The organism is Allomesorhizobium aridi, assembly GCF_043769475.1.
GTDB lineage: Bacteria > Pseudomonadota > Alphaproteobacteria > Rhizobiales > Rhizobiaceae > Allomesorhizobium.
In genome coordinates this window covers 2,472,966-2,491,024 of the sequence record NZ_CP171729.1, presented here as the reverse complement: position 1 = coordinate 2,491,024, position 18,059 = coordinate 2,472,966, and the positions used below count along the sequence as shown (strand labels likewise).

At 63.2% G+C, this 18,059-nt stretch carries 16 protein-coding genes; 9 read left to right on the top strand and 7 right to left on the bottom strand.

Annotated elements, in window-relative coordinates:
- The first annotated feature begins 44 nt into the window (after nucleotides 1-44).
- Nucleotides 45-497, top strand: a complete 453-nt coding sequence (locus tag ACG873_RS14295; RefSeq protein ID WP_394892547.1) for a hypothetical protein — start codon at nucleotides 45-47, stop codon at nucleotides 495-497.
- 138 nt (nucleotides 498-635) lie between these two features.
- Here ACG873_RS14295 and bmt read toward each other — a convergent pair whose 3' ends face one another.
- Both bmt and ACG873_RS14285 read right to left on the bottom strand, forming a co-directional pair.
- Nucleotides 636-1,658, bottom strand: a complete 1,023-nt coding sequence (bmt, locus tag ACG873_RS14290; protein ID WP_394892545.1) for a betaine--homocysteine S-methyltransferase — start codon at nucleotides 1,656-1,658, stop codon at nucleotides 636-638.
- 92 nt (nucleotides 1,659-1,750) lie between these two features.
- Nucleotides 1,751-2,602: a helix-turn-helix domain-containing protein gene (locus ACG873_RS14285; RefSeq protein WP_394892544.1), complete on the bottom strand. Its 852-nt coding sequence runs from the start codon at nucleotides 2,600-2,602 to the stop codon at nucleotides 1,751-1,753.
- A 221-nt stretch (nucleotides 2,603-2,823) separates the two neighbouring features.
- Between ACG873_RS14285 and ACG873_RS14280 the strand changes: the two genes are divergently transcribed.
- The 3 genes from ACG873_RS14280 to ACG873_RS14270 all read left to right on the top strand — a co-directional run bounded on the left by ACG873_RS14280 (nucleotide 2,824) and on the right by ACG873_RS14270 (nucleotide 5,836).
- Nucleotides 2,824-3,837, top strand: coding sequence for a fatty acid desaturase (locus tag ACG873_RS14280; protein WP_394892543.1), 1,014 nt, complete (start codon nucleotides 2,824-2,826; stop codon nucleotides 3,835-3,837).
- A 46-nt stretch (nucleotides 3,838-3,883) separates the two neighbouring features.
- Entirely contained in the window at nucleotides 3,884-4,660 is a 777-nt protein-coding gene (locus ACG873_RS14275) for a phosphate/phosphite/phosphonate ABC transporter substrate-binding protein (RefSeq protein WP_394892541.1), read from the top strand.
- Nucleotides 4,661-4,870: 210 nt separating this feature from the next.
- On the top strand, nucleotides 4,871-5,836 hold the full coding sequence (locus ACG873_RS14270) for a bile acid:sodium symporter family protein (RefSeq protein ID WP_394892540.1): 966 nt from the start codon (nucleotides 4,871-4,873) through the stop codon (nucleotides 5,834-5,836).
- Nucleotides 5,837-5,839: 3 nt separating this feature from the next.
- Here ACG873_RS14270 and ACG873_RS14265 read toward each other — a convergent pair whose 3' ends face one another.
- Genes ACG873_RS14265 through ACG873_RS14245 form a run of 5 tightly spaced genes read right to left on the bottom strand, consistent with a single transcriptional unit; the run spans nucleotide 5,840 to nucleotide 13,042 of the window.
- Nucleotides 5,840-7,195 (bottom strand): M24 family metallopeptidase, encoded by a 1,356-nt coding sequence (locus ACG873_RS14265; RefSeq protein ID WP_394892538.1) that lies wholly within the window; start codon nucleotides 7,193-7,195, stop codon nucleotides 5,840-5,842.
- Between the two features lie 31 nt (nucleotides 7,196-7,226).
- Nucleotides 7,227-9,806 (bottom strand): GcvT family protein, encoded by a 2,580-nt coding sequence (locus ACG873_RS14260; protein ID WP_394892536.1) that lies wholly within the window; start codon nucleotides 9,804-9,806, stop codon nucleotides 7,227-7,229.
- Between the two features lie 47 nt (nucleotides 9,807-9,853).
- Nucleotides 9,854-10,237 carry a RidA family protein gene (locus tag ACG873_RS14255; protein WP_394892534.1) on the bottom strand — a complete coding sequence of 128 codons (384 nt, stop codon included), beginning with the start codon at nucleotides 10,235-10,237 and terminating at the stop codon, nucleotides 9,854-9,856.
- A 34-nt stretch (nucleotides 10,238-10,271) separates the two neighbouring features.
- Nucleotides 10,272-11,465 carry a hypothetical protein gene (locus ACG873_RS14250; RefSeq protein WP_394892532.1) on the bottom strand — a complete coding sequence of 398 codons (1,194 nt, stop codon included), beginning with the start codon at nucleotides 11,463-11,465 and terminating at the stop codon, nucleotides 10,272-10,274.
- Nucleotides 11,465-13,042, bottom strand: coding sequence for a trimethylamine methyltransferase family protein (locus ACG873_RS14245; RefSeq protein WP_394892530.1), 1,578 nt, complete (start codon nucleotides 13,040-13,042; stop codon nucleotides 11,465-11,467). The genes ACG873_RS14250 and ACG873_RS14245 overlap by 1 nt, the downstream gene beginning before the upstream one ends.
- Before the next feature lie 116 nt (nucleotides 13,043-13,158).
- Here ACG873_RS14245 and solA point away from each other — a divergent pair, with 116 nt between their 5' ends.
- The 5 genes from solA to ACG873_RS14220 all read left to right on the top strand — a co-directional run bounded on the left by solA (nucleotide 13,159) and on the right by ACG873_RS14220 (nucleotide 17,892).
- A complete protein-coding gene (solA, locus tag ACG873_RS14240) occupies nucleotides 13,159-14,298 on the top strand; it encodes an N-methyl-L-tryptophan oxidase (RefSeq protein ID WP_394892528.1) in 1,140 nt (379 codons plus the stop codon).
- 41 nt (nucleotides 14,299-14,339) lie between these two features.
- Nucleotides 14,340-15,104 (top strand): DUF72 domain-containing protein, encoded by a 765-nt coding sequence (locus ACG873_RS14235; RefSeq protein ID WP_394892526.1) that lies wholly within the window; start codon nucleotides 14,340-14,342, stop codon nucleotides 15,102-15,104.
- A gap of 237 nt (nucleotides 15,105-15,341) precedes the next feature.
- The gene (locus tag ACG873_RS14230; protein ID WP_394892524.1) at nucleotides 15,342-16,724 is read left to right on the top strand and encodes an aspartate aminotransferase family protein; all 1,383 of its coding nucleotides are present in this window, start codon (nucleotides 15,342-15,344) and stop codon (nucleotides 16,722-16,724) included.
- 61 nt (nucleotides 16,725-16,785) lie between these two features.
- On the top strand, nucleotides 16,786-17,196 hold the full coding sequence (locus ACG873_RS14225) for a carboxymuconolactone decarboxylase family protein (protein ID WP_394892522.1): 411 nt from the start codon (nucleotides 16,786-16,788) through the stop codon (nucleotides 17,194-17,196).
- Between the two features lie 51 nt (nucleotides 17,197-17,247).
- Entirely contained in the window at nucleotides 17,248-17,892 is a 645-nt protein-coding gene (locus tag ACG873_RS14220; protein ID WP_394892521.1) for a cytochrome c oxidase assembly factor Coa1 family protein, read from the top strand.
- Nucleotides 17,893-18,059: the final 167 nt, after the last annotated feature.

The window sequence follows — 18,059 nt, the reverse complement described above, 5'->3', positions numbered from 1 at the left end:
CCGCAGACGAATGGCCGGTACAGGTCAAACGAAGAGGCTAGTCCATGGCGAACCGTGCGCTTGACGAATGGGATATCGCGTGCACTGGGCTGCGTTCGATATCCGCTGCCGAGATCAAGACCTTCTGGAACGGCTATATCGTCCACCGGAAGGATGTCCGGATCGAGCATGGCAGCCTCTATTCGCGCTGGCGGCGGGTGTCGGACGATCTCGTCCTCTCGCTGTACCTTACGAACCGGAGCGTTGGCCTGTTCGTCAGGGGACAGCGCGGGGAACGCTTTGCGACCACGGCGAACCGTCTAGAAGCCTATGAGCCGGATCTCGGCCTGGCGCTGGATGCCAGCCTGCGCGGCTATGAGGGCTGCTGCTACCTCACCAACCTGCCGCTCCCAGTCACCGATCCTGCAAGCTGGCCGCAGGCTTACGCATGGCTAGAGGAGCGGGAAGAACACTATCATCACGTGCTGAGCGAAGCGGTACTTGGCGGCCCGGGCTGAAAACGCTGAGTAAGACGGCGAGGGCGGTTGTCCCCGCCGTTTTTTTGAAGCCTCACAGCTTTGTCCACGCCTGCCGAAACCGAGCTACGCTTCGGCATGGTTTCGATGCGACATTGCCGTTCTTTGAAGACCCCGCCGTCAGGCCCGCGCGCGGCGGCGCTCGCGGCGGGCGTCGCTGGTCTCGCCGGTGCCACCGCTCTGGCTCGCCTGCTTGTTGCGCATCGGACCGATGCGCTCGACGATCGCCTCCACCGTCGGGCGGGCCGATTTGCGGTGCGCGTCGAGCGCATGCCGCATCGCCGCAAGATGCTCGAACGACGTGCCGCAGCAGCCGCCGATGATTTTCGCGCCGCCGTCGACCGCCAGCCTGACATAGTCGGCCATCAGTTCGGGAGTACCGGAATAGTGGATTTCGGTGCCGCGGAATTCCGGAATGCCGCAATTGCCCTTGACGATCACGGTCGCCTCGGGCTTCGCCGCAGTCATGTCGAGCAGCGACGACAGGATGTCGGAAGCGCCGACCCCGCAATTGGCGCCGACCGCGACTGGTTTTTCGGGAAGTCCTTCGGCAAGACCGTGGATATCCTTCGGCGCCAGGCCCATCATCGAGCGGCCGGCGGTGTCGAAGGAAACCGTGTAGGTGTAGGGCATGCCGGCGTCAATCGCGGCTTGCGCCGCGGCCTTGGCTTCGTCGGGCGCGGACATCGTTTCGATCCACGCAATTTCCGCGCCGCCTTCCTTCAGGCCCTTTATCTGTTCGGAAAAGGCGTGAACCGCCTCGTCATAAGTCATCGCGCCGAGCGGCTGGAGCAGTTCGCCGGTCGGGCCGACGGAGCCCGCGACGATGACCTTGCGCCCGGCCTTGTCCGCCACGGCGCGCGCGATCTCGGCCGCGCGCTTGTTCAACTCGTGCACACGATCCTGCGCGTGGTGCAGTTTCAGCCGGTGGCGCGTTCCGCCAAACGAGTTGGTGAGGATGATGTCGGCGCCCGCGTCGACGAAATTCTGGTGCAGCGCCGTGATCTTTTCTGGAGCGGTCTCGTTCCAGAGTTCCGGCGCCTCGCCGGCTTCCAGGCCCATGGCGAACAGATTGGTGCCCGTCGCGCCGTCGGCGAGCAGGACGCCCTTTTCGGCCAGCAGCGCGTCGATCGGATTGGTCATGGTTTGTCGCCTTTAGGAACTTCCAGAAGGATAACGATATAAACAAGTCTTTATGTCTAGTCAATGGACAAGGCGCCGCCGAAGCGCATTCACTATCTCGCCACCGCGCCGGTTTTCGCCAGAGTTCTGGCGAATGCAGCCGCCTCATGCGCATTGATTTCGGCGGCGCGGATCAAGTCGTCGAAATGCCGGGTCAGCGCCCGGATCGGCTGCGTGGCGTTCAGCACCAGATACATGTCCCCGGCATAGATCGCGGCGCGGTAGGGCCCGAAAATCGTATAAGGCACGGAATAGCGCATCCGGCCGTCATAGAGAAACAGCCGGAAGGTCGGATAGAGATCGTCGAGCAGCGTCGCCATGTGCTCCAGCTGTTCGCGCCTCGCCGCCTCGGGAAATCCGTCCCACACGCCGAGCCCCCGGGCGAAGATCTCCAGTGTGTGGCGCGGCATGCAGACCTCCATGTCGGTCTCTGGCCGGCGGTTGTAATCGATGCGGTATTGCGTCTCGCCGGCTTGCGCCTCGCGGCTCCTGTTGGAAATGTCCGACTCGTAGTCGATCAACGCCTCGGTGCGCAGGAGGTCGGGGATGCCGGCCGGCACATAGCGGATCTTGGTGCCCGCGGCCTCGCCATGCCATTTTGCCAGCAAGGTCCGGTCGAAGCCGCCATAGGCCTCCTCGATTTCGAGGCTGGCGCGGATTTCGCCGGTGAGCGCTTCGTCCTGGCTGAGACCCATCAGCCAGTCGAGCGAGACGCGATGCTCGGCCGCGATCGTCAGCAGCGTCTCGGCGCGGGGCAGGCGGGTGGTGGCGCCGGACAGCAGTTGCGACAGCGCCGAGCGGTCTATGCCCACCGATTCAGCGAAAGCGGACTGATTGACCCCCGCGCGCTGCAGAAGGATCTTGAGGCGCTCGCGAAACACTCCTGACAAATCGCGCTTATCCAATTTCACCTCCCGATCGGGTTAAATTTTCCTTACGCAGCGGCAGGATGGCGCGCCACGCGAAATCAAAATCCACCATTTTGGTGACTAAACATAACATCTGCTGTTCAAGGTGCGCAATATCAACACACTGTGCGCATTGTCTCGTTGAAGTTAGCCGGCGCTGCTGACAACATCATGTCAGGAGTGATTTGCACTCCGGCGACTGGGGCGGTGGCCGAGGCATGACGAGAATTGCGGGCAAGCGGCGAAGCGGGGCGCCGGCCATTGAATGGCCGACGGTGGGGCTGATCGCTGCAACCTATGCCTCCTGGGCGGGGGCGGCGTTCTTCTTGTGGCCGGCCTATCCAGTCGTCTCCCTTTTGGTGCTTGGTGTGCTTCTGGCAATGCAGTCGTCCTTGATGCATGAAGCCGCGCACGGCCACCCGACCCGAAAACTCTGGATCAACGAAGCGCTGGTCGGCCTGCCGATCGGGCTGGTCTATCCGTTCCGGCGTTTCCGGGCACTGCATCTGCGTCACCACGCGGACGAGAGCCTGACCGATCCATTCGACGATCCGGAAAGCTATTACCGCGCCTTCTGGCAGCACGACGATCTGCCCGCCGCGCTGAAGACGCTGCTCGCCGTCAACAACACCATGATGGGGCGGTTCGTGCTCGGCCCCGTGCTCGGCACGGCCGGCTTCCTGCTCGCCGAAGCGAAGCTGATCGCGGAGGGCGACCGTGCAGTGCGCAAGGCGTGGCTGCTGCACGCCGCAGGCCTGGCGATCGTGCTGCCGATCATCGTGTTCGTCTTCGCCATCCCGCTCTGGCTCTACATACTGGTTCCGGTCTGGCTCGGGCAGTCCTTCATATCGATGCGCACCTTCGCCGAGCATCAATGGTCGGAACGGCCGGACGGGCGCACGATCATCGTCGAAAAATCGCCGCTCGCTTTTCTGTTCCTCAACAACAATTTGCATCTCGTCCACCACAAAAGCCCGACGGTGGCATGGTATCGCCTGCCGCAGCTGTTTGCCGAGCGCCGCGACGAATGGATTGCGATGAACAGGGGCTATGTGTTCCCGAACTATCTGGCGCTGATGAAGGAGTTCGCATTCCGCGCCAAGGAGCCGGTGGTCCATCCGGTGCTGCGCCGCGCGCCGGAAGCCGGTCGCGCCTTCAAGCCGCGCGTTCGTGGCCGCTCCGTGCATGGCCTTGGCTCCGTTCCCGTGCCGGCCGAGCCGCCGAAGGAATGAGCAGCCAGTACTTGCGTCTTCCCAATACAGCAGTCGATATGCGCGCATGAGCGAATTCATCGCGGCCCTCCCGATGTATGACTGGCCCGAAAGCCGGGCCGAAACTGATGCCGAATGGGCGCGGCTGCGCGAGGCTTTTCGCGCCGCAGGCTTGGACGCGCCGGAAAGGCTGGTTCGGCGGAACGCCGATATGCCCACCGTGCCAGGCGGCCTGTGCGGGGCGGATGGCGAAATCCTCGCGCCGGATCCGGCAAGCCTGCCGCCCGATGAACTCGACTTCCCCGCCGTCTGGCTGCACCCGAAGCTGCTATTGGCCCAGACCTGCTGGGGACCGATGGAGCAGGGGCTGTCACGGCATGTGCAGGTGATCGGCCAGCCGAGCTATGACGGGTTCGAAGGCGGGCAGGGCGAGTTTTATTCAAGCGCGATCTTGATGCGGCGCGATGAAGGGCAGAAGCACATGCCGTCTCCGGCCGGCGGGCGCTCTCTCATTCCACTCGATCTCCTGCGCAACAGGCGCTTCGCCTTCAACAGCACGGACTCCATGTCGGGCATCATAGCCTTGATGCGCGATCTGGAGGCGATGGGCCAAAATCTCGGAATCTTTTCCGAACACATCGAAACCGGCGGCCATCGGGCCTCGGTCGTCGCCGTTGCCGAAGGCCGCGCCGATATCTGCGCGATCGATTGCCGGAGCTGGGCGCTGGCTCAGCGTTTCGAGCCGGCGGCACGCGACGTTCAGGTTGTCGGCTGGACAAAGCGACGTAAGGGCCTGCCCTATATTGCCTCGCGCACCGCGCCGGTCATCCCACTTCGGGCCTGAGCCGCCGATATACTTCGGGCCACGCCAGAAACCGTTGCTTGCCAAGCCTGCCTGCGGGACGTTTCGGCTGCGCCAGCGGCTCGTCTCCATTTGGCATAGAATGTCTCATCAGCCGCTTTGGGGTTGCCAATTCGTCGGTTTGGCGGGAAAAGCGCGCAACTTTCTGTCTCGCGCGAGACGTTCCCCCGAAAATCTCAAGGAAGTCCGATTGTGAAAACCATTGCCGCGTTCTCGAACTTTGTCGGCCGCAGCTTCGCCGTCTGGGTCATCTTGTTCGCCCTGCTCGGCTTCGTGCTGCCGGTGACCTTCAGCGTCTTTGCGCCCTGGATCGTTGTGCTGCTCGGCATCATCATGTTCGGCATGGGCCTGACGATCTCGGCCAAGGATTTCGCTGAAGTGGCGCGCCGGCCCTTCGATGTGGCGGTCGGCGTTCTGTCGCAATTCATCGTCATGCCGCTTCCGGCGGTGCTGCTGACACGGGTAATCCCGATGTCGCCGGAAGTCGCCGCCGGCGTGATCCTCGTCGGCTGCTGCCCCGGCGGTACGGCCAGCAACGTCATGACCTATCTCAGCAAGGGCGACGTGGCGCTGAGCGTTGCATGCACCAGCGTGACGACGCTGCTTGCGCCTATCGTCACGCCGTTCCTGGTGTGGTTCTTTGCCAACCAATATCTCCCCGTGGACGCAATGAGCATGTTCCTGAGCATCGTGAAGGTCATACTGGTTCCGCTGGCGCTCGGCTTCATACTGCAGAAGATCGTGCCGGGCGTCGTGAAAGCAGCGATTCCCGCGTTGCCGCTGGTCAGCGTGGTCGGCATCGTGCTGATTGTCGCCGCCGTTGTCGCCGTCAACAAGGCCGCCATCAGCCAGTCCGGCCTGCTGATTTTCGCCGTCGTGGTCCTGCACAACGGGTTTGGCCTGCTGCTCGGCTATTTCGCCGCTCGGTTTGCCGGCCTCTCGCTGGCCAAGCGCAAGGCCATCAGCATCGAAGTCGGCATGCAGAACAGCGGCCTGGGCGCGGCACTGGCCAACGCGCATTTCTCGCCGCTGGCGGCGGTGCCGAGCGCGGTTTTCAGCGTCTGGCACAATGTCTCGGGCGCGCTGGTCGCGAGTTATTTTTCGCGGATGAGCGACGAAGAGGCCGAGGCCAAGGTTGCCACCCAGAAGGCGGGGTAACCGTCAGCGTCCGAGCAGCCTTGCATCGAGCGGATAGCTCGAAAGCTGCTCGGGTCCGGTTTCGGTGATCAGCACCTGCTCCTCGATCTTCACGCCCTCGCGCCCGCCGAGCCGGCCGGTATAGCTTTCGACGCACAGAACCATGCCCGGCAGAAGAACGTCGTCGGGCGTGTCCTCCTTCCAGTCGACGCGGTGTGGGACACCTGGATACTCGTCCGCCAAGCCGACGCCATGATAGAGCGAGCCATAGCGGTTTGGCATGCAGTCCTCGGGCGGATGCCGCGCGGTGTCGGACAGTTCCTTCAACGTCACGCCCGGCCTCAGCAGTTCGCGGTTGAAGGCGATCTGCTCCGCCGCGATGGCATAGAGGTCCCGCTGCTCGTCGGACGGAGCACCGTCGCCACAGAGCCAGGTGCGCGAGATGTCGGCGCAAAATCCGTAGGGACCGATAAGATCAGTGTCGAATGACACGAAATCTCCCTCCTCGATAATGCGCGACGAGCACTCCTGGAACCACGGGTTGGTGCGCGGGCCGGACGACAGAAGCCGAGTTTCGATCCACTCGCCGCCGCGCACGATGTTGCCGCGATGCAGTTCCGCCCATAACTCGTTTTCGGAGATTCCCGGCTTCAGCGCGGACTCCATTTCAGCCATTGCGGCCTCGCAGGCGGCGATCGAGCGGCGCATGCCCAAAAGCTCGTCCGGCGATTTGATCATGCGGGCGCGTTCCATGATCTGCTCGCCATTGTGCACGGATATGCCATGCTGCGCGAGTTCCGCCACCGGTTCGGCGTCGATGTGGTCGACCGCAAGCCGCCGGTTGCCGCCGCCGTGCTCGGCCAAAAGGTCGACGATCCCCAATGCCCAGCGTTCAACGCGTCTGGGCACGAGCTCGCCACCATAGAAATAGATCCAGGAGACGGCGGGCCGAACCTCGTCCACCACGCCCGCGTGATCGGAAAGATGCTCGCAATGATGATAGTCGAAGAGGATGATCGGGCCATCCGTGGCGACGAAACAATAACGGGTGGCGTTGTGCGTCACCCAGACCTGCATGTTTGTCGCGTCGGTGACGTAGCGGATATTGATCGGATCATAGAGCAGGACGCCTGCATAGTCGCGCCGTCGTAACTCGGCGCGGATACGCTCCAGGCGGTATTTTCGCATGGCCGGCAGATCGGGGGCTGGTATGCCAGCCGCCGCCCATTCCGTTTCGGCCAGCGCGCCATAGCCGAGAATATGCTGGTTCAGGGAGGCGGCTTTTTGCCGGGATTGCGTCTGCAACACATCGAGCGCTGCCGCATCGAACGGCATGATCTTGCGGTGGCGGCCGAAGGTGCTTTGGGGAGTATTTTCCATGTCGCCCGGACCTTGTGAGGGGTAACGCGCTTTACGTCCGCATCTTTTCGCCGCTCGGGTCGAAGGGCGGCGCAATGTTGATGCGGGCGGGGCGGCGACGCCCGAGGATCTCGATCTCGAACAGGCCTTCGCTCTCGTTCTGGGCGAGGGCGGCGGGCACATAGCCCTGGGCCATCGATTTCTGGACGTAATGCGCATAGCCGCCCGACGTCACCCAGCCGACCACCCGCCAATCGCCATCGACGATGCCGCGAATGCCGGATGAATCGTTGCCGTTAGCCGCCGCCGAGCCACAGACCTTTTTGCCGGTGACATCATACCTCGGCGCGCCGAAGCCGTGCGGGGCTTCGACCGTTCGGTAATCCGTCGCGCCGGCCTTCGCCCAGATCGGCTCATCGCCCATCACATCGGCGTCGATCGCATCGACCATAAACGAAACGCGGCGCAGCTTCGGCCCTTCCGCCTGCTCCTTCGCCGCTTGCTCGCGGCCGATAAAATCGTTCTTGTCCAGCTTGATGAAGCGATCCATCGAACCTTCGAAGATACCGTAGATCGGCCGCAACTCGCGGAACCATGTCGGAAAATTCTTCTCGAGCCGCATCGACAAGAGCGCGCGCATGCCGAAATCGACGATGCCGAATTCTTGGCCCGCCTGCTTGATCGCCGCATAGACCAGGCGCTGATAGGCCGGCGCCATCCAGATCTCATAGCCGAGATCGCCTGTATAGGTGACGCGGTTGACCATGCTGGGCGCACCGCCGACCGCGATCTCGCGGAAATCCATGAAGCGGAAGTTTTTCGTCGAAACGTCGATATCGACTAGCTTGGCCAGCAGATCGCGCGAGCACGGGCCGGCGATCGACAGCCCGACCAGCGTCTGATCGAAGCGGTGCAGCCGGACCGATCCGTCCTTGGGCAGGTGCCTTTCGAACCAGCGCATGTGGTATTTCTGGGCGGCCGACGAGCCCCAGATCATGAAACGTTCTTCGGCGGCCTTGGCGATGGTGAAGTCGCCAATCAGCCTGCCGAACTCATTGAGCATCGGCGTCAGCACGAGGCGACCGGTTTTCGGCATGCGGTTAGTCATGAGCCGGTTGAGGAAATCCTCGGCACCCGGCCCGGCGACTTCATATTTCGCGAAATTCGCGATCTCGGTGACGCCGACGCGCTCGCGGGTGGCCCGGACCTCATTGCCGATGTGCTCGAAATCGTTGGAGCGATGGAAGGAAACGATGTCCTTGGGTTCCGTGCCCTTCGGCGCGAACCAGAGCGGCGTTTCGAGGCCCCAACTGTCGCCCATGACAGCGTTGTTGGTCACCATCGTGTCGTAGAGCGGCGTCGTCTGCGCCGGCCTTGCCGCCGGCAATTCCTCGTTGGGAAAGCGGATGGAGAAGCGGCGCGAATAGTTTTCGCGAACCTTGGCATTCGTGTAGCGCAGCGTCGCCCATTCGCCGAAGCGGGCGACATCCATGCCCCAGACGTCGAAGCCGGGATCGCCATGCACCATCCAGTTGGACAGCGCCAGGCCGACGCCGCCGCCCTGGCTGAAGCCAGCCATTACGGCGCAAGCCGTCCAGTAATTGGTCAGGCCCTGCACAGGACCGACCAGAGGGTTGCCGTCAGGCGCGAAGGTGAAGGGGCCGTTGATGATCTGTTTGATGCCGGCCTTCTCGAGGCCCGGGAAATGGCGGAAGCCAACTTCCAGCGACGGCGCGATGCGGTCGAGGTCCGGCGCCAGCAGTTCGTGGCCAAAACTCCACGGCGTCTCCACCGGCGACCATGGCGTTGCTGCCTTCTCATAGGTGCCGAGTAGTACGCCGTTGCGCTCCTGGCGGGTGTAGATCTCGCCCTTGAAGTCGATGACGCCGATCATCTCGCGGCCGGTTGACTTGTTGAACTCGACGACCTCCGGCATGTCCTCGGTCAGAAGATACATATGCTCCATGGCGAGCACGGGCAGTTCGAGCCCAACCATGCGGCCGATCTCGCGCGCCCACAGGCCGCCGCAATTGACGACATGCTCGGCCTTCACCGTGCCCTGTTCGGTCACGACGTTCCAGGTGCCGTCGACCTCCTGCGTCAGTTCTACGACGCGGTTGCGCAGCACGATTTCCGCGCCGAGCTTCTTCGCCGCCTTGGCGTAGGCGTGGGTGGTGCCCGATGGGTCGAGATGGCCCTCGACAGGGTCCCACATAGCGCCGACGAAATTCGTCTCGTCCATCAGCGGAAACATCGCCTTGGCCTCGGACGGCGTGATCAGTTCGGTCTCCATGCCGAGATAGCGGCCCTTGGCGTGGGTCAGCCGCAGGAAATCCATGCGCTCGGGCGTATCGGCCATCATCACGCCGCCGGTCAGGTGCAGGCCGCAGGACTGGCCGGAGATCTCCTCCAACTCTTTGTAGAGCTGCACCGTATAGGCCTGGAGCTTGGCGACGTTTGGATCGCCGTTCAGCGTATGGAAGCCGCCGGCGGCGTGCCAGGACGAGCCGGAGGTCAGCTCCGAGCGCTCGATCAGCATGACGTCCTTCCAGCCGGCCTTGGCCAGATGGAAGAGAACCGAAGCGCCGACGACGCCGCCGCCGATGACAACCGCTTTTGCGTGGGATTTCATGAAATTGCGTCCGTTTGTGCGTAAATCGAATCAAGAAATGAGGTGCGTCAGGCAGCGGCGATGGCTTCGATCTCCAGCAGCCATTTTTCGTCGAAGATTCCGGTGATGATCGTCGTCAACCCGATCTGCCTGCCCTGAAGCACTTCCTGCCGGACTTTGCGGTAGTCGGGGATGTACTGCCTATCGGAGAGGAAGATCGTGACCTTGACCAGATTGTCGAGCGTCATGTCAGCCGTCCGTAGCTGAGCGATCACGTTCTGCCACACCAGTCGAGCCTGATCCTCGAACCGTTCAGGCACGCTGCCGTCGGTCGCTTGAGGAATCTGGCCGCTGATGAAAAGCAGGCGCTTGGCGTCAGTAACTTCCATCGCCTGGACATAGCCGCCGAGCGGCTGCGGCGCATCGGGCGCGTTGATGGGGGTGAGTTTCATGAGGTTCTCCCGTCATTTGCTTCGATACGATGCTTCATTCGGAACTCCTAAGGCGGGCCCGGCCGACTGCAAAAAACGCCAGGAAAAGCGCCGCGGCGGCGAGCAGGGCGTAAAGAAGGTAGGCGGGAGCGAAGCCGATCTCCCCGGCAAGCCAGCCGTAGGCGAGCGGAGCAGGGATTCGGACGAGCCCGGTGATCAGCGACAGCATGCTGATCACCGCTGCCGCCGGCTTCGCCGACATCCGAGCCGCCGCGGCAAAGCCGCAGGGCACGATGCAGGCGGTGCCGACACCCACGGCGGCAAAGCCGAACGCGCTGACCGCGAAGCTGGAGGAGGTTGCGATCACAGCAAACCCCAGGAAGGCGGCCGCGAGCGAGACGCGGATCAGCCGCTCGTCGCCCAGCAGCGCGCGCAGGCGGTCGCCACCCAGGCGGACAGTGGCCTGGAACAGCGCGAAGGCGGTTGCTCCTGCGCCGGCATAGGCAGCGAGCGCCGGCGCCTGATCGACGAGCGTCTGGGCGGAGAACATGGTGGCGGCCATCTCGCCGGCCATCGAGACGCCAAGCACCAATGACAGGGCAACGAGCGCGGCTGGGGGCCAGAACCAACTCGATCCGGCGTCGACAGGCTGCGTCGCGCCGCGGTCGGGCGTGCCGAGCACGACGGCGAGAATGGCGAGCGCATGCACCAGCAGGCTCACGACCGCCGTCGCCGAAAGGCCCGCCGTCACCGAAAGATAGCTGCCGCTGATGGCGCCCAGCCCGACACCGAGCGAAGCAAGACCGTGAAATCCGGAGAGAACGGGCCGGTCGAGGTCACGTTCCACCGCGACGCCCTCGCTGTTCATCACGAGGTCGATGCTGGCCAAAAAGAAAGTGAATATGAAAAGGCTGGCGATCAGCGCGGCTGCGCTTGCCGTGTGGAACAGCACAGCCAGACTCACCGCAGCGAGCAGGAGCAGGATGAGCAGGCGCTTCTTCAGACTGACGCCGCCGCCGATGCGGCCGGCAAGGGTCAGGCCCAAGATGCCAGCGATGCTGGCGCCGAAGAAAGCCGAGCCAACTATTTCCGCCGATGTGCCGGCAAGGCGGGCGATCTCGGGAACGGAGCCGCCCAGCAAGCCGATCGCGAGACCGAAACACAGGAAGACGGTCGCCACCGCCGCGCGCGAGGTGATCAAGGCAGGAGCGGGGGACATGGCGTCAACGTCTGTCGTGCGCGTCTGCATCAAAAATCCGTCGGCGCGCCGCCTTCGAGCCGGCGCTTTTCGACGAAGGCGTCCAGTTCTTCGGCGATTGCCGGGTCCATGTAGGGCTTTTCGTAGGTCGCCAGCCGCTCTTTCCAGACGCGGTTCGCCTTTTCGACGGCCGTCGGGCTGCCGGCTTCCGCCCAGGTCTCGAAATTGCGCCAGTCGGAAATGATCGGCGAATAGAACGCGGTCTTGTAGCGATCCTGCGTGTGCTGGGTGCCGAAGAAATGTCCGCCCGGCCCGACGTCGCGGATGGCGTCTATGCCGAGCGCTTCTTCCGAAAGGTCCAGCGGGGTCAAGAACTCAGCGACCATCTGAAGAAGGTCGATGTCGAGGATGGTCTTTTCGTAGGAGCAGCGCAGTCCACCTTCCAGCCAGCCTGCGGAATGCAGGATGAAGTTCGCTCCGCCCTGAATGGCGCCCCACAGCGAAAACACGCTTTCATAGGCAGCCTGCGCGTCCATGGCGTTTGCGGCGCAGACATTGGAAGTGCGGTAGGGGATTTTGTAGCGCCGGGCGAGCTGTCCGCCGATCATCTGCGCCTTCATGTATTCCGGCGTGCCGAAGGCCGGCGCGCCCGACTTCATGTCGACATTGGAGGTAAAGCCGCCATAGCCGACCGGCGCGCCCTTTTTGACCATTTGCGCAAACGCGATGCCCGACAGCGCCTCGGCATTCTGCTGCACCAGGGCGCCTGCGATGGTGACCGGGGCCATCGCGCCGGAGAGGGTGAACGGCGTGACGATGACGACCTGGCCGTTGCCTGACATCTGGATAATGCCTTCCATCATCGGAAGGTCGAGCTTCAGCGGCGAGTTGGTGTTGATGATCGTGTAGACTGACGGCTCGTCCTGCAACTGCTCGCGGGAGATGCCACGGGCGATGCGGGCGATCTCGATGCCGTCGACATTGCGCTCCTTGCCGAGCGAATAGATGTGGAACACCTTGTCGGTCAGCGTCGCCAGATCGCGGATGCATTCGAGGTGACGCACCGACGGATGGATATCCACCGGCTCGACGGGGTAGCCGCCGGTCGTCTGCAGAATATTGTGCATCTGCGCCAGCTTCAGGAAGTTGCGGAAATCCTCCTGGTTGCCCGGCCGGCGGCCACGGTCGAGGTCGGAGCAGTTCGGCGCTGACGCCATCTGCGACAGGACCAGATTGTTACCGCCGAAGCGGACATTGTGCTCGGGATTGCGGGCGTGCAGCGTGAATTCGGATGGGCAATGCGCGATCAGCTCCAAAATCAGGTCGCTGTCGAAGCGCACGCGCTCGCTGCCCTCGCGTACATCCGCGCCGTGCGCCTTCATGATGCGGCGCGCCTCGTCGTGCAGCACGTCGACGCCGATCTCCTTCAGAACGCGCAGCGAGGCGAGGTGGATCGATTCGAGCTGGTCGTCGGAGATGAGCCTCGTCGGTGCAAAGGGGATTTTCAGCTGGCGGAAGGGCGGCTGCTCGAACGCCGAGGCGCCGCCGGCGCGCTTGCCCGCGCGGCCGCCGCGGCGCGCACGATCGCCTGCCAATACTGGTTCGGCGGGATTAAGGGCAGCGGTCATGGACTTCCTCGTGGCAATACGGAATTTGGCCGGCATAATGGACCGGCGGTCCTGCCATCATTGCGGAGGCGGCGACTACTAGCGCGAGGGAAGCGACATGCCGGAAGGGAAGCGAATTGACCGCCTATGACGTGGCGGTGATCGGCCTCGGCGCGATGGGTAGTGCGGCGCTGTTCCACCTCGCCCGGCGGGGCAGGCGCGTCGTCGGCATTGAGCAGTTCGAACCCGGCCACGATCGCGGCTCGTCGCATGGCGAGTCGCGCGCCATACGGCTCGGCTATTTCGAGCATCCGAGCTATGTGCCGCTGGCCCGGCGCGCCTACGAGAATTGGCGCGAACTCGAGCGGCTTGCCGGGGAAAAGGTGCTGACCGTCACCGGCGTGCTCGAAATAGGCAAGCCGGGCAGCGTCATCGTCGAGGGCTCGCTGGCGGCGAGCCGTCTGCACGGGCTGGAGCACGAGGTGCTCGACACAGGCGAAATTGCGAAACGATATTCGCAGTTCACGCTGCCCCGAGATTATTCGGCAGTGTGGCAGCCCGATGGCGGTTTCCTGCAGCCGGAACTCGCCAATGCGCTGCATTTGAAGCTGGCCCGGGCGGCGGGCGCGGAAATGCTCGTGAACACGCCTGTTCTCGGTGTCGAACCGACCTCGGGCGGCGTGCGGGTCGTGCTGGAGGGGTGCGTGATCGAAGCCGCGAACGTGGTGATTGCCGCCGGTCCCTGGATCGCTGGCTTGGTCCCCGAATTGAAGCCGCACCTTGTGCTCAGTCGGCAGGTGCTGTGCTGGTTTGCACCGCGCGAACCCGACGCCGTGCGTCTCGGCAAATTGCCGGTATTCATCATCGACGGGGAAGACGACATCGCCTACGGCTTTCCGGATTTCTCGGGCAGCGGCTTCAAATGCGCCTCGCACCATGGCAGCGGGATCTGGACGCGAGCGGACGAGGCGAGGCAGGATGCCGGACCGGCCGACGAAAAGCGGATGCGCGACTTTCTTGAGGCCTATCTGCCGGCGGCCGCCGGTCCGCTGAAGAATATGCGCACCTGCATCTACACCAAGACGCCGGACGAGGATTTCGTCATCGACCTTTCGCCGGAGGACCCGCGCATCGTCATTGCGTCGCCCTGCTCAGGCCACGGCTACAAGTTTGCGAGCGTTATCGGCGAGGTGCTGGCCGATCTGGCGATTAAGGGCGAAACGCGGCACGATATCAGCCGGTTCGCGATCGGGCGGCTTCGCGGCGCAGTTGCCTAGGGCCGCCTGCCACCAATCGTCGGCTGCCGCGTTGACCGTCGATGAACAAGGTCAGGAAGAAGGGGAAGGACACCCGTGCCGGCGAGCTGCGCATCGGCACATCGGGCTGGCACTACGCCGACTGGTGGGGCCCGTTCTATCCGAAGGAGGTCAGGAAGAAAGATGCGCTCAGCTACTATGCCTCGCGCTTCGGCGCCACCGAACTGAATGCGCCGTTCTACCGGACGCCGACGCCGAAGGCGGTGCAGGGATGGTTCAATGCTGTGCCGGACGATTTCCGCTTCACCTGGAAAGCTTCGCGCTTCCTCACCCATTTCAAGAAGCTTCTCGTCGAAGACGAATCGCTGAAGCTGCTCTACGATCGCGTCGACCTGCTTCGGCACAAGGCCGGACCCGTTCTCTTTCAGCTTCCGCCGCAGATGCGCGCCGACCGGGAACGTTTGGCGGCATTTCTGAAGAGGTTGAAGCGCTCGCGCCGTTACTGCTTCGAGTTTCGCCATGCGAGTTGGTACGAAGCGTCTGTTTTCTACCTGCTGCGCGACCACAATATATCGCTCTGCCTGTCCGACCATGCGTCTGCTCCCGCGCCTTTGGAGGTGACTGCGGACTGGGTCTATGTCCGCAACCACGGAACGAGCGGCCGCTACCATGGCAGCTATTCCGCCGCCGCGCTCAAGAAGTGCGCGAAAAGCATCCGGAAGTGGCGCAAGGAGGGTCGCGACGTATGGTGCTTCTTCGACAATGACGTGAAGAGCGCAGCGCCCGCCGACGCGGAAAAGCTGCTGGCGTTTCTGGGCAAGGGCTGAGTTCGCCTCTCGGCCGCAGCCCGCGCTTGAACGGTTCGTACTCCTTCCGCTACAGTCGCGTCATGAGCCCTGCACGCCTTCTCCCAGTGCGTTCGCAATTCGCTTCGGTTCCCTCGCGGCGCACGCTGCATGCCGAGCTCCTGCGGCTTTGCGCCCGCATCGGCTATTCGCCGCCAGCCTTCCGCTGAATTCGCACCCGGCTGTTGCCGGATCGATTTAACTGGAAGGAACAACTCCATGACTTACCAGAACTACTCGCTGTCGCAGCTGCAAGCGATCGACGCCGCGCATCACATCCATCCATTCACCGACCACAAGGAATTGCGCGGCGCGGGCTCGCGCATGATCACCCGCGCCGACGGGCCTTTCATCTACGATTCCGAGGGCAATGAACTGCTCGACGGCATGGCAGGGCTGTGGTGCGTCAATATCGGCTACGGCCGAAATGAGCTCGCGGAAGCCGCTTATGCTCAGATGAAGGAGCTGCCCTACTATAATTCCTTCTTCAAATGCTCGACGCCGACGCCGGTGCTGCTTGCGAAGAAGCTCGCCGAGATCGCGCCGAAGAACATCAACCAGGTGTTTTACGGCTCGTCCGGATCGGAGGCCAACGACACGGCGCTGCGGCTGGTCCGCCATTATTGGGTGCTCGAAGGCAAGCCGCAGAAGAATCGCATCATCTCGCGCACCATGGCCTATCACGGCTCGACCGTGGCGGGCACTTCGCTCGGCGGCATGGACGGCATGCACAGCCAGCTTGGCGGCGCCGTGCCCAATATCGTCCACGTGATGATGCCCTATGCTTATGAGCTCGCGCTGCCGGGGGAAAGCGATCACGATTTCGGCTTGCGCGCAGCCAAGGCCGTCGAGGATGCCATCCTGGAAGCGGGCGCGGACAATGTCGCGGCCTTCATCGGCGAACCGATCATGGGGGCGGGAGGCGTGAAAATCCCGCCAGCGAGCTACTGGCCGGAAATCCAGCGAATCTGCCGCAAATACGACGTGCTCCTGATGCTCGACGAGGTCATCACCGGCTATGGCCGGACGGGCGAATGGTTCGCCGCCCAGACGTTCGGCATCGAGCCCGACACGATCACCACCGCCAAGGCGCTGACTTCGGGCTACCAGCCGCTGTCGGCGCTGTTGGTCGGCGACAGGATCGCCTCGACCCTGGTCGAGAAGGGCGGCGAGTTCTACCACGGCTATACCTATTCCGGGCATCCGGTGGCCTGCGCGGTGGCGCTCAAGAATCTCGAGATCATCGAGCGGGAAGGGCTGGTCGAGCGGGTGCGGACCGACACCGGGCCCTATTTCGCAATGATGCTGAAGGAGCGGATTTCCAGTCACGGGCTGGTCGGCCAGGTTCGCAGCGTCGGCCTGATGGGTGCGATCGAGATCGTCAAGGACAAGGAGACGCGCGAGCGTTTCCAGCCGGCCGGCAGCGCGGCAGTTGCGGTGCGTGACCACGCGATCGCGCAGGGCATGATGATGCGGGCGACCGGCGACACGATGATCCTGTCGCCGCCGCTGATCTGGACCCGCGCGACGATCGATATGGCCGGTGACCGCATTTTGAAGGCGCTCGACCTTGCCGAAGCCGATCTTCGCGGGGCAGACTAGGGCAAGCGGCGCCACTGGGCAGGGGCGGCGGTTCCTGCCCGCACCAGAAGAGAGTTTGTCGATGACCGGAAAACCGCTCGTACCTCTTATCGAATACGAGATGGCCGACGAGGCCGTGCGCGCCGTCTATGACGACATAATGGCGACGCGCCAGGTCGACTGGGTCAATAATTTCTGGAAGGTGCTCGCGCACGACCCGGCCGTGCTCAAGCGAACCTGGGAAACGATCAAGGAAGTGATGGCGCCGGGTGCGCTGGATCCATTGGTCAAGGAAATGATCTATATCGCTGTATCGGCGACGAATGGCTGCGAATACTGCACCTATTCGCATACGGCGTCGGCGCGCAAGCTGGGCATGAGCGAAGCGCAGATGATGGAACTTCTTGCCGTGGTCGGCATGGCCAACCAGACAAACCGGCTGGCGAACGCGCTTCGCCCGCCCATCGACGTGCAGTTCGAGCCGCGCGGATAGGTCAGGAACCGCGCCCGCGCATTCGCGGGCAATGACGGGGGGAACTGCATCATGGCCGGTCAACCGCTCAATCAACCGGCCGAAATCCCGGCGGAACTCGATCGCTGGAATTGGGGTGCGTTTTTCTTGAACTGGATATGGGGGATCGGGAACAGCACATACGTTGCGCTGCTGGCGCTGATACCGGTGGTCAATATCGTGATGATATTCGTGCTTGGCGCGCGGGGCAGCCGTTGGGCCTGGCGCAACCGTTACTGGCATGACGCGGAGCATTTCCGCAGGACCCAGCGCAACTGGGCGATCGCCGGGCTGCTCATCTGGATCGTGATGATTGGTAGCGCTGCCGGGCTGATCGTCGGAATTCCCTACTTTATGAAGAGCAGCGAAGCTTACCAGATGACAATGGATTCAATTCGTGCCGACGATCGTGTGAAGGCAGCGATCGGAGCCGATCTGGACGACAGCTTTTGGATCAACGGCAATGTCACCGTCAATTGGGACGGCACCGGGGATGCGAAGCTCGATATTCCGATCCACGGGGACAAGGGAAGCGGCTCTGCAATCTCGCACGCAGTCCGCAACGGAGGACAATGGGACATGCGCCTGCTGGTGGTCCGGATCGACGGTTCCGACGCGCCGATCGTTCTGGTCAACAAGGACAATGTCCCGATTCCCGACGCCTCCGTCAGGATATGATGCCGGAAGTGGGACGTAGATTTCAGACCGACGGACATGGTTCACGGCAAAGACCGCGCTCGTCCGGCTACGGAGGAACACGGCTTTGCCAACAAAACGCATGGCCTTTCGCGACACAAACGCTGCGAAAGTAACGGCTCCGGTACGCGAGACCTGATCCGGAGCGG

What these genes read in the sequence shown, in the direction of transcription:
- ACG873_RS14295 (WP_394892547.1), top strand. Translation starts at nt 45, where the DNA reads ATGGCGAACCGTGCGCTTGACGAATGGGATATCGCGTGCACTGGGCTG.
- bmt (WP_394892545.1), bottom strand. Translation starts at nt 1,658, where the DNA reads ATGACCAATCCGATCGACGCGCTGCTGGCCGAAAAGGGCGTCCTGCTC.
- ACG873_RS14280 (WP_394892543.1), top strand. Translation starts at nt 2,824, where the DNA reads ATGACGAGAATTGCGGGCAAGCGGCGAAGCGGGGCGCCGGCCATTGAA.
- ACG873_RS14275 (WP_394892541.1), top strand. Translation starts at nt 3,884, where the DNA reads ATGAGCGAATTCATCGCGGCCCTCCCGATGTATGACTGGCCCGAAAGC.
- ACG873_RS14265 (WP_394892538.1), bottom strand. Translation starts at nt 7,195, where the DNA reads ATGGAAAATACTCCCCAAAGCACCTTCGGCCGCCACCGCAAGATCATG.
- ACG873_RS14260 (WP_394892536.1), bottom strand. Translation starts at nt 9,806, where the DNA reads ATGAAATCCCACGCAAAAGCGGTTGTCATCGGCGGCGGCGTCGTCGGC.
- ACG873_RS14255 (WP_394892534.1), bottom strand. Translation starts at nt 10,237, where the DNA reads ATGAAACTCACCCCCATCAACGCGCCCGATGCGCCGCAGCCGCTCGGC.
- ACG873_RS14250 (WP_394892532.1), bottom strand. Translation starts at nt 11,465, where the DNA reads ATGCAGACGCGCACGACAGACGTTGACGCCATGTCCCCCGCTCCTGCC.
- ACG873_RS14245 (WP_394892530.1), bottom strand. Translation starts at nt 13,042, where the DNA reads ATGACCGCTGCCCTTAATCCCGCCGAACCAGTATTGGCAGGCGATCGT.
- ACG873_RS14235 (WP_394892526.1), top strand. Translation starts at nt 14,340, where the DNA reads ATGAACAAGGTCAGGAAGAAGGGGAAGGACACCCGTGCCGGCGAGCTG.
- ACG873_RS14230 (WP_394892524.1), top strand. Translation starts at nt 15,342, where the DNA reads ATGACTTACCAGAACTACTCGCTGTCGCAGCTGCAAGCGATCGACGCC.
- ACG873_RS14225 (WP_394892522.1), top strand. Translation starts at nt 16,786, where the DNA reads ATGACCGGAAAACCGCTCGTACCTCTTATCGAATACGAGATGGCCGAC.
- ACG873_RS14220 (WP_394892521.1), top strand. Translation starts at nt 17,248, where the DNA reads ATGGCCGGTCAACCGCTCAATCAACCGGCCGAAATCCCGGCGGAACTC.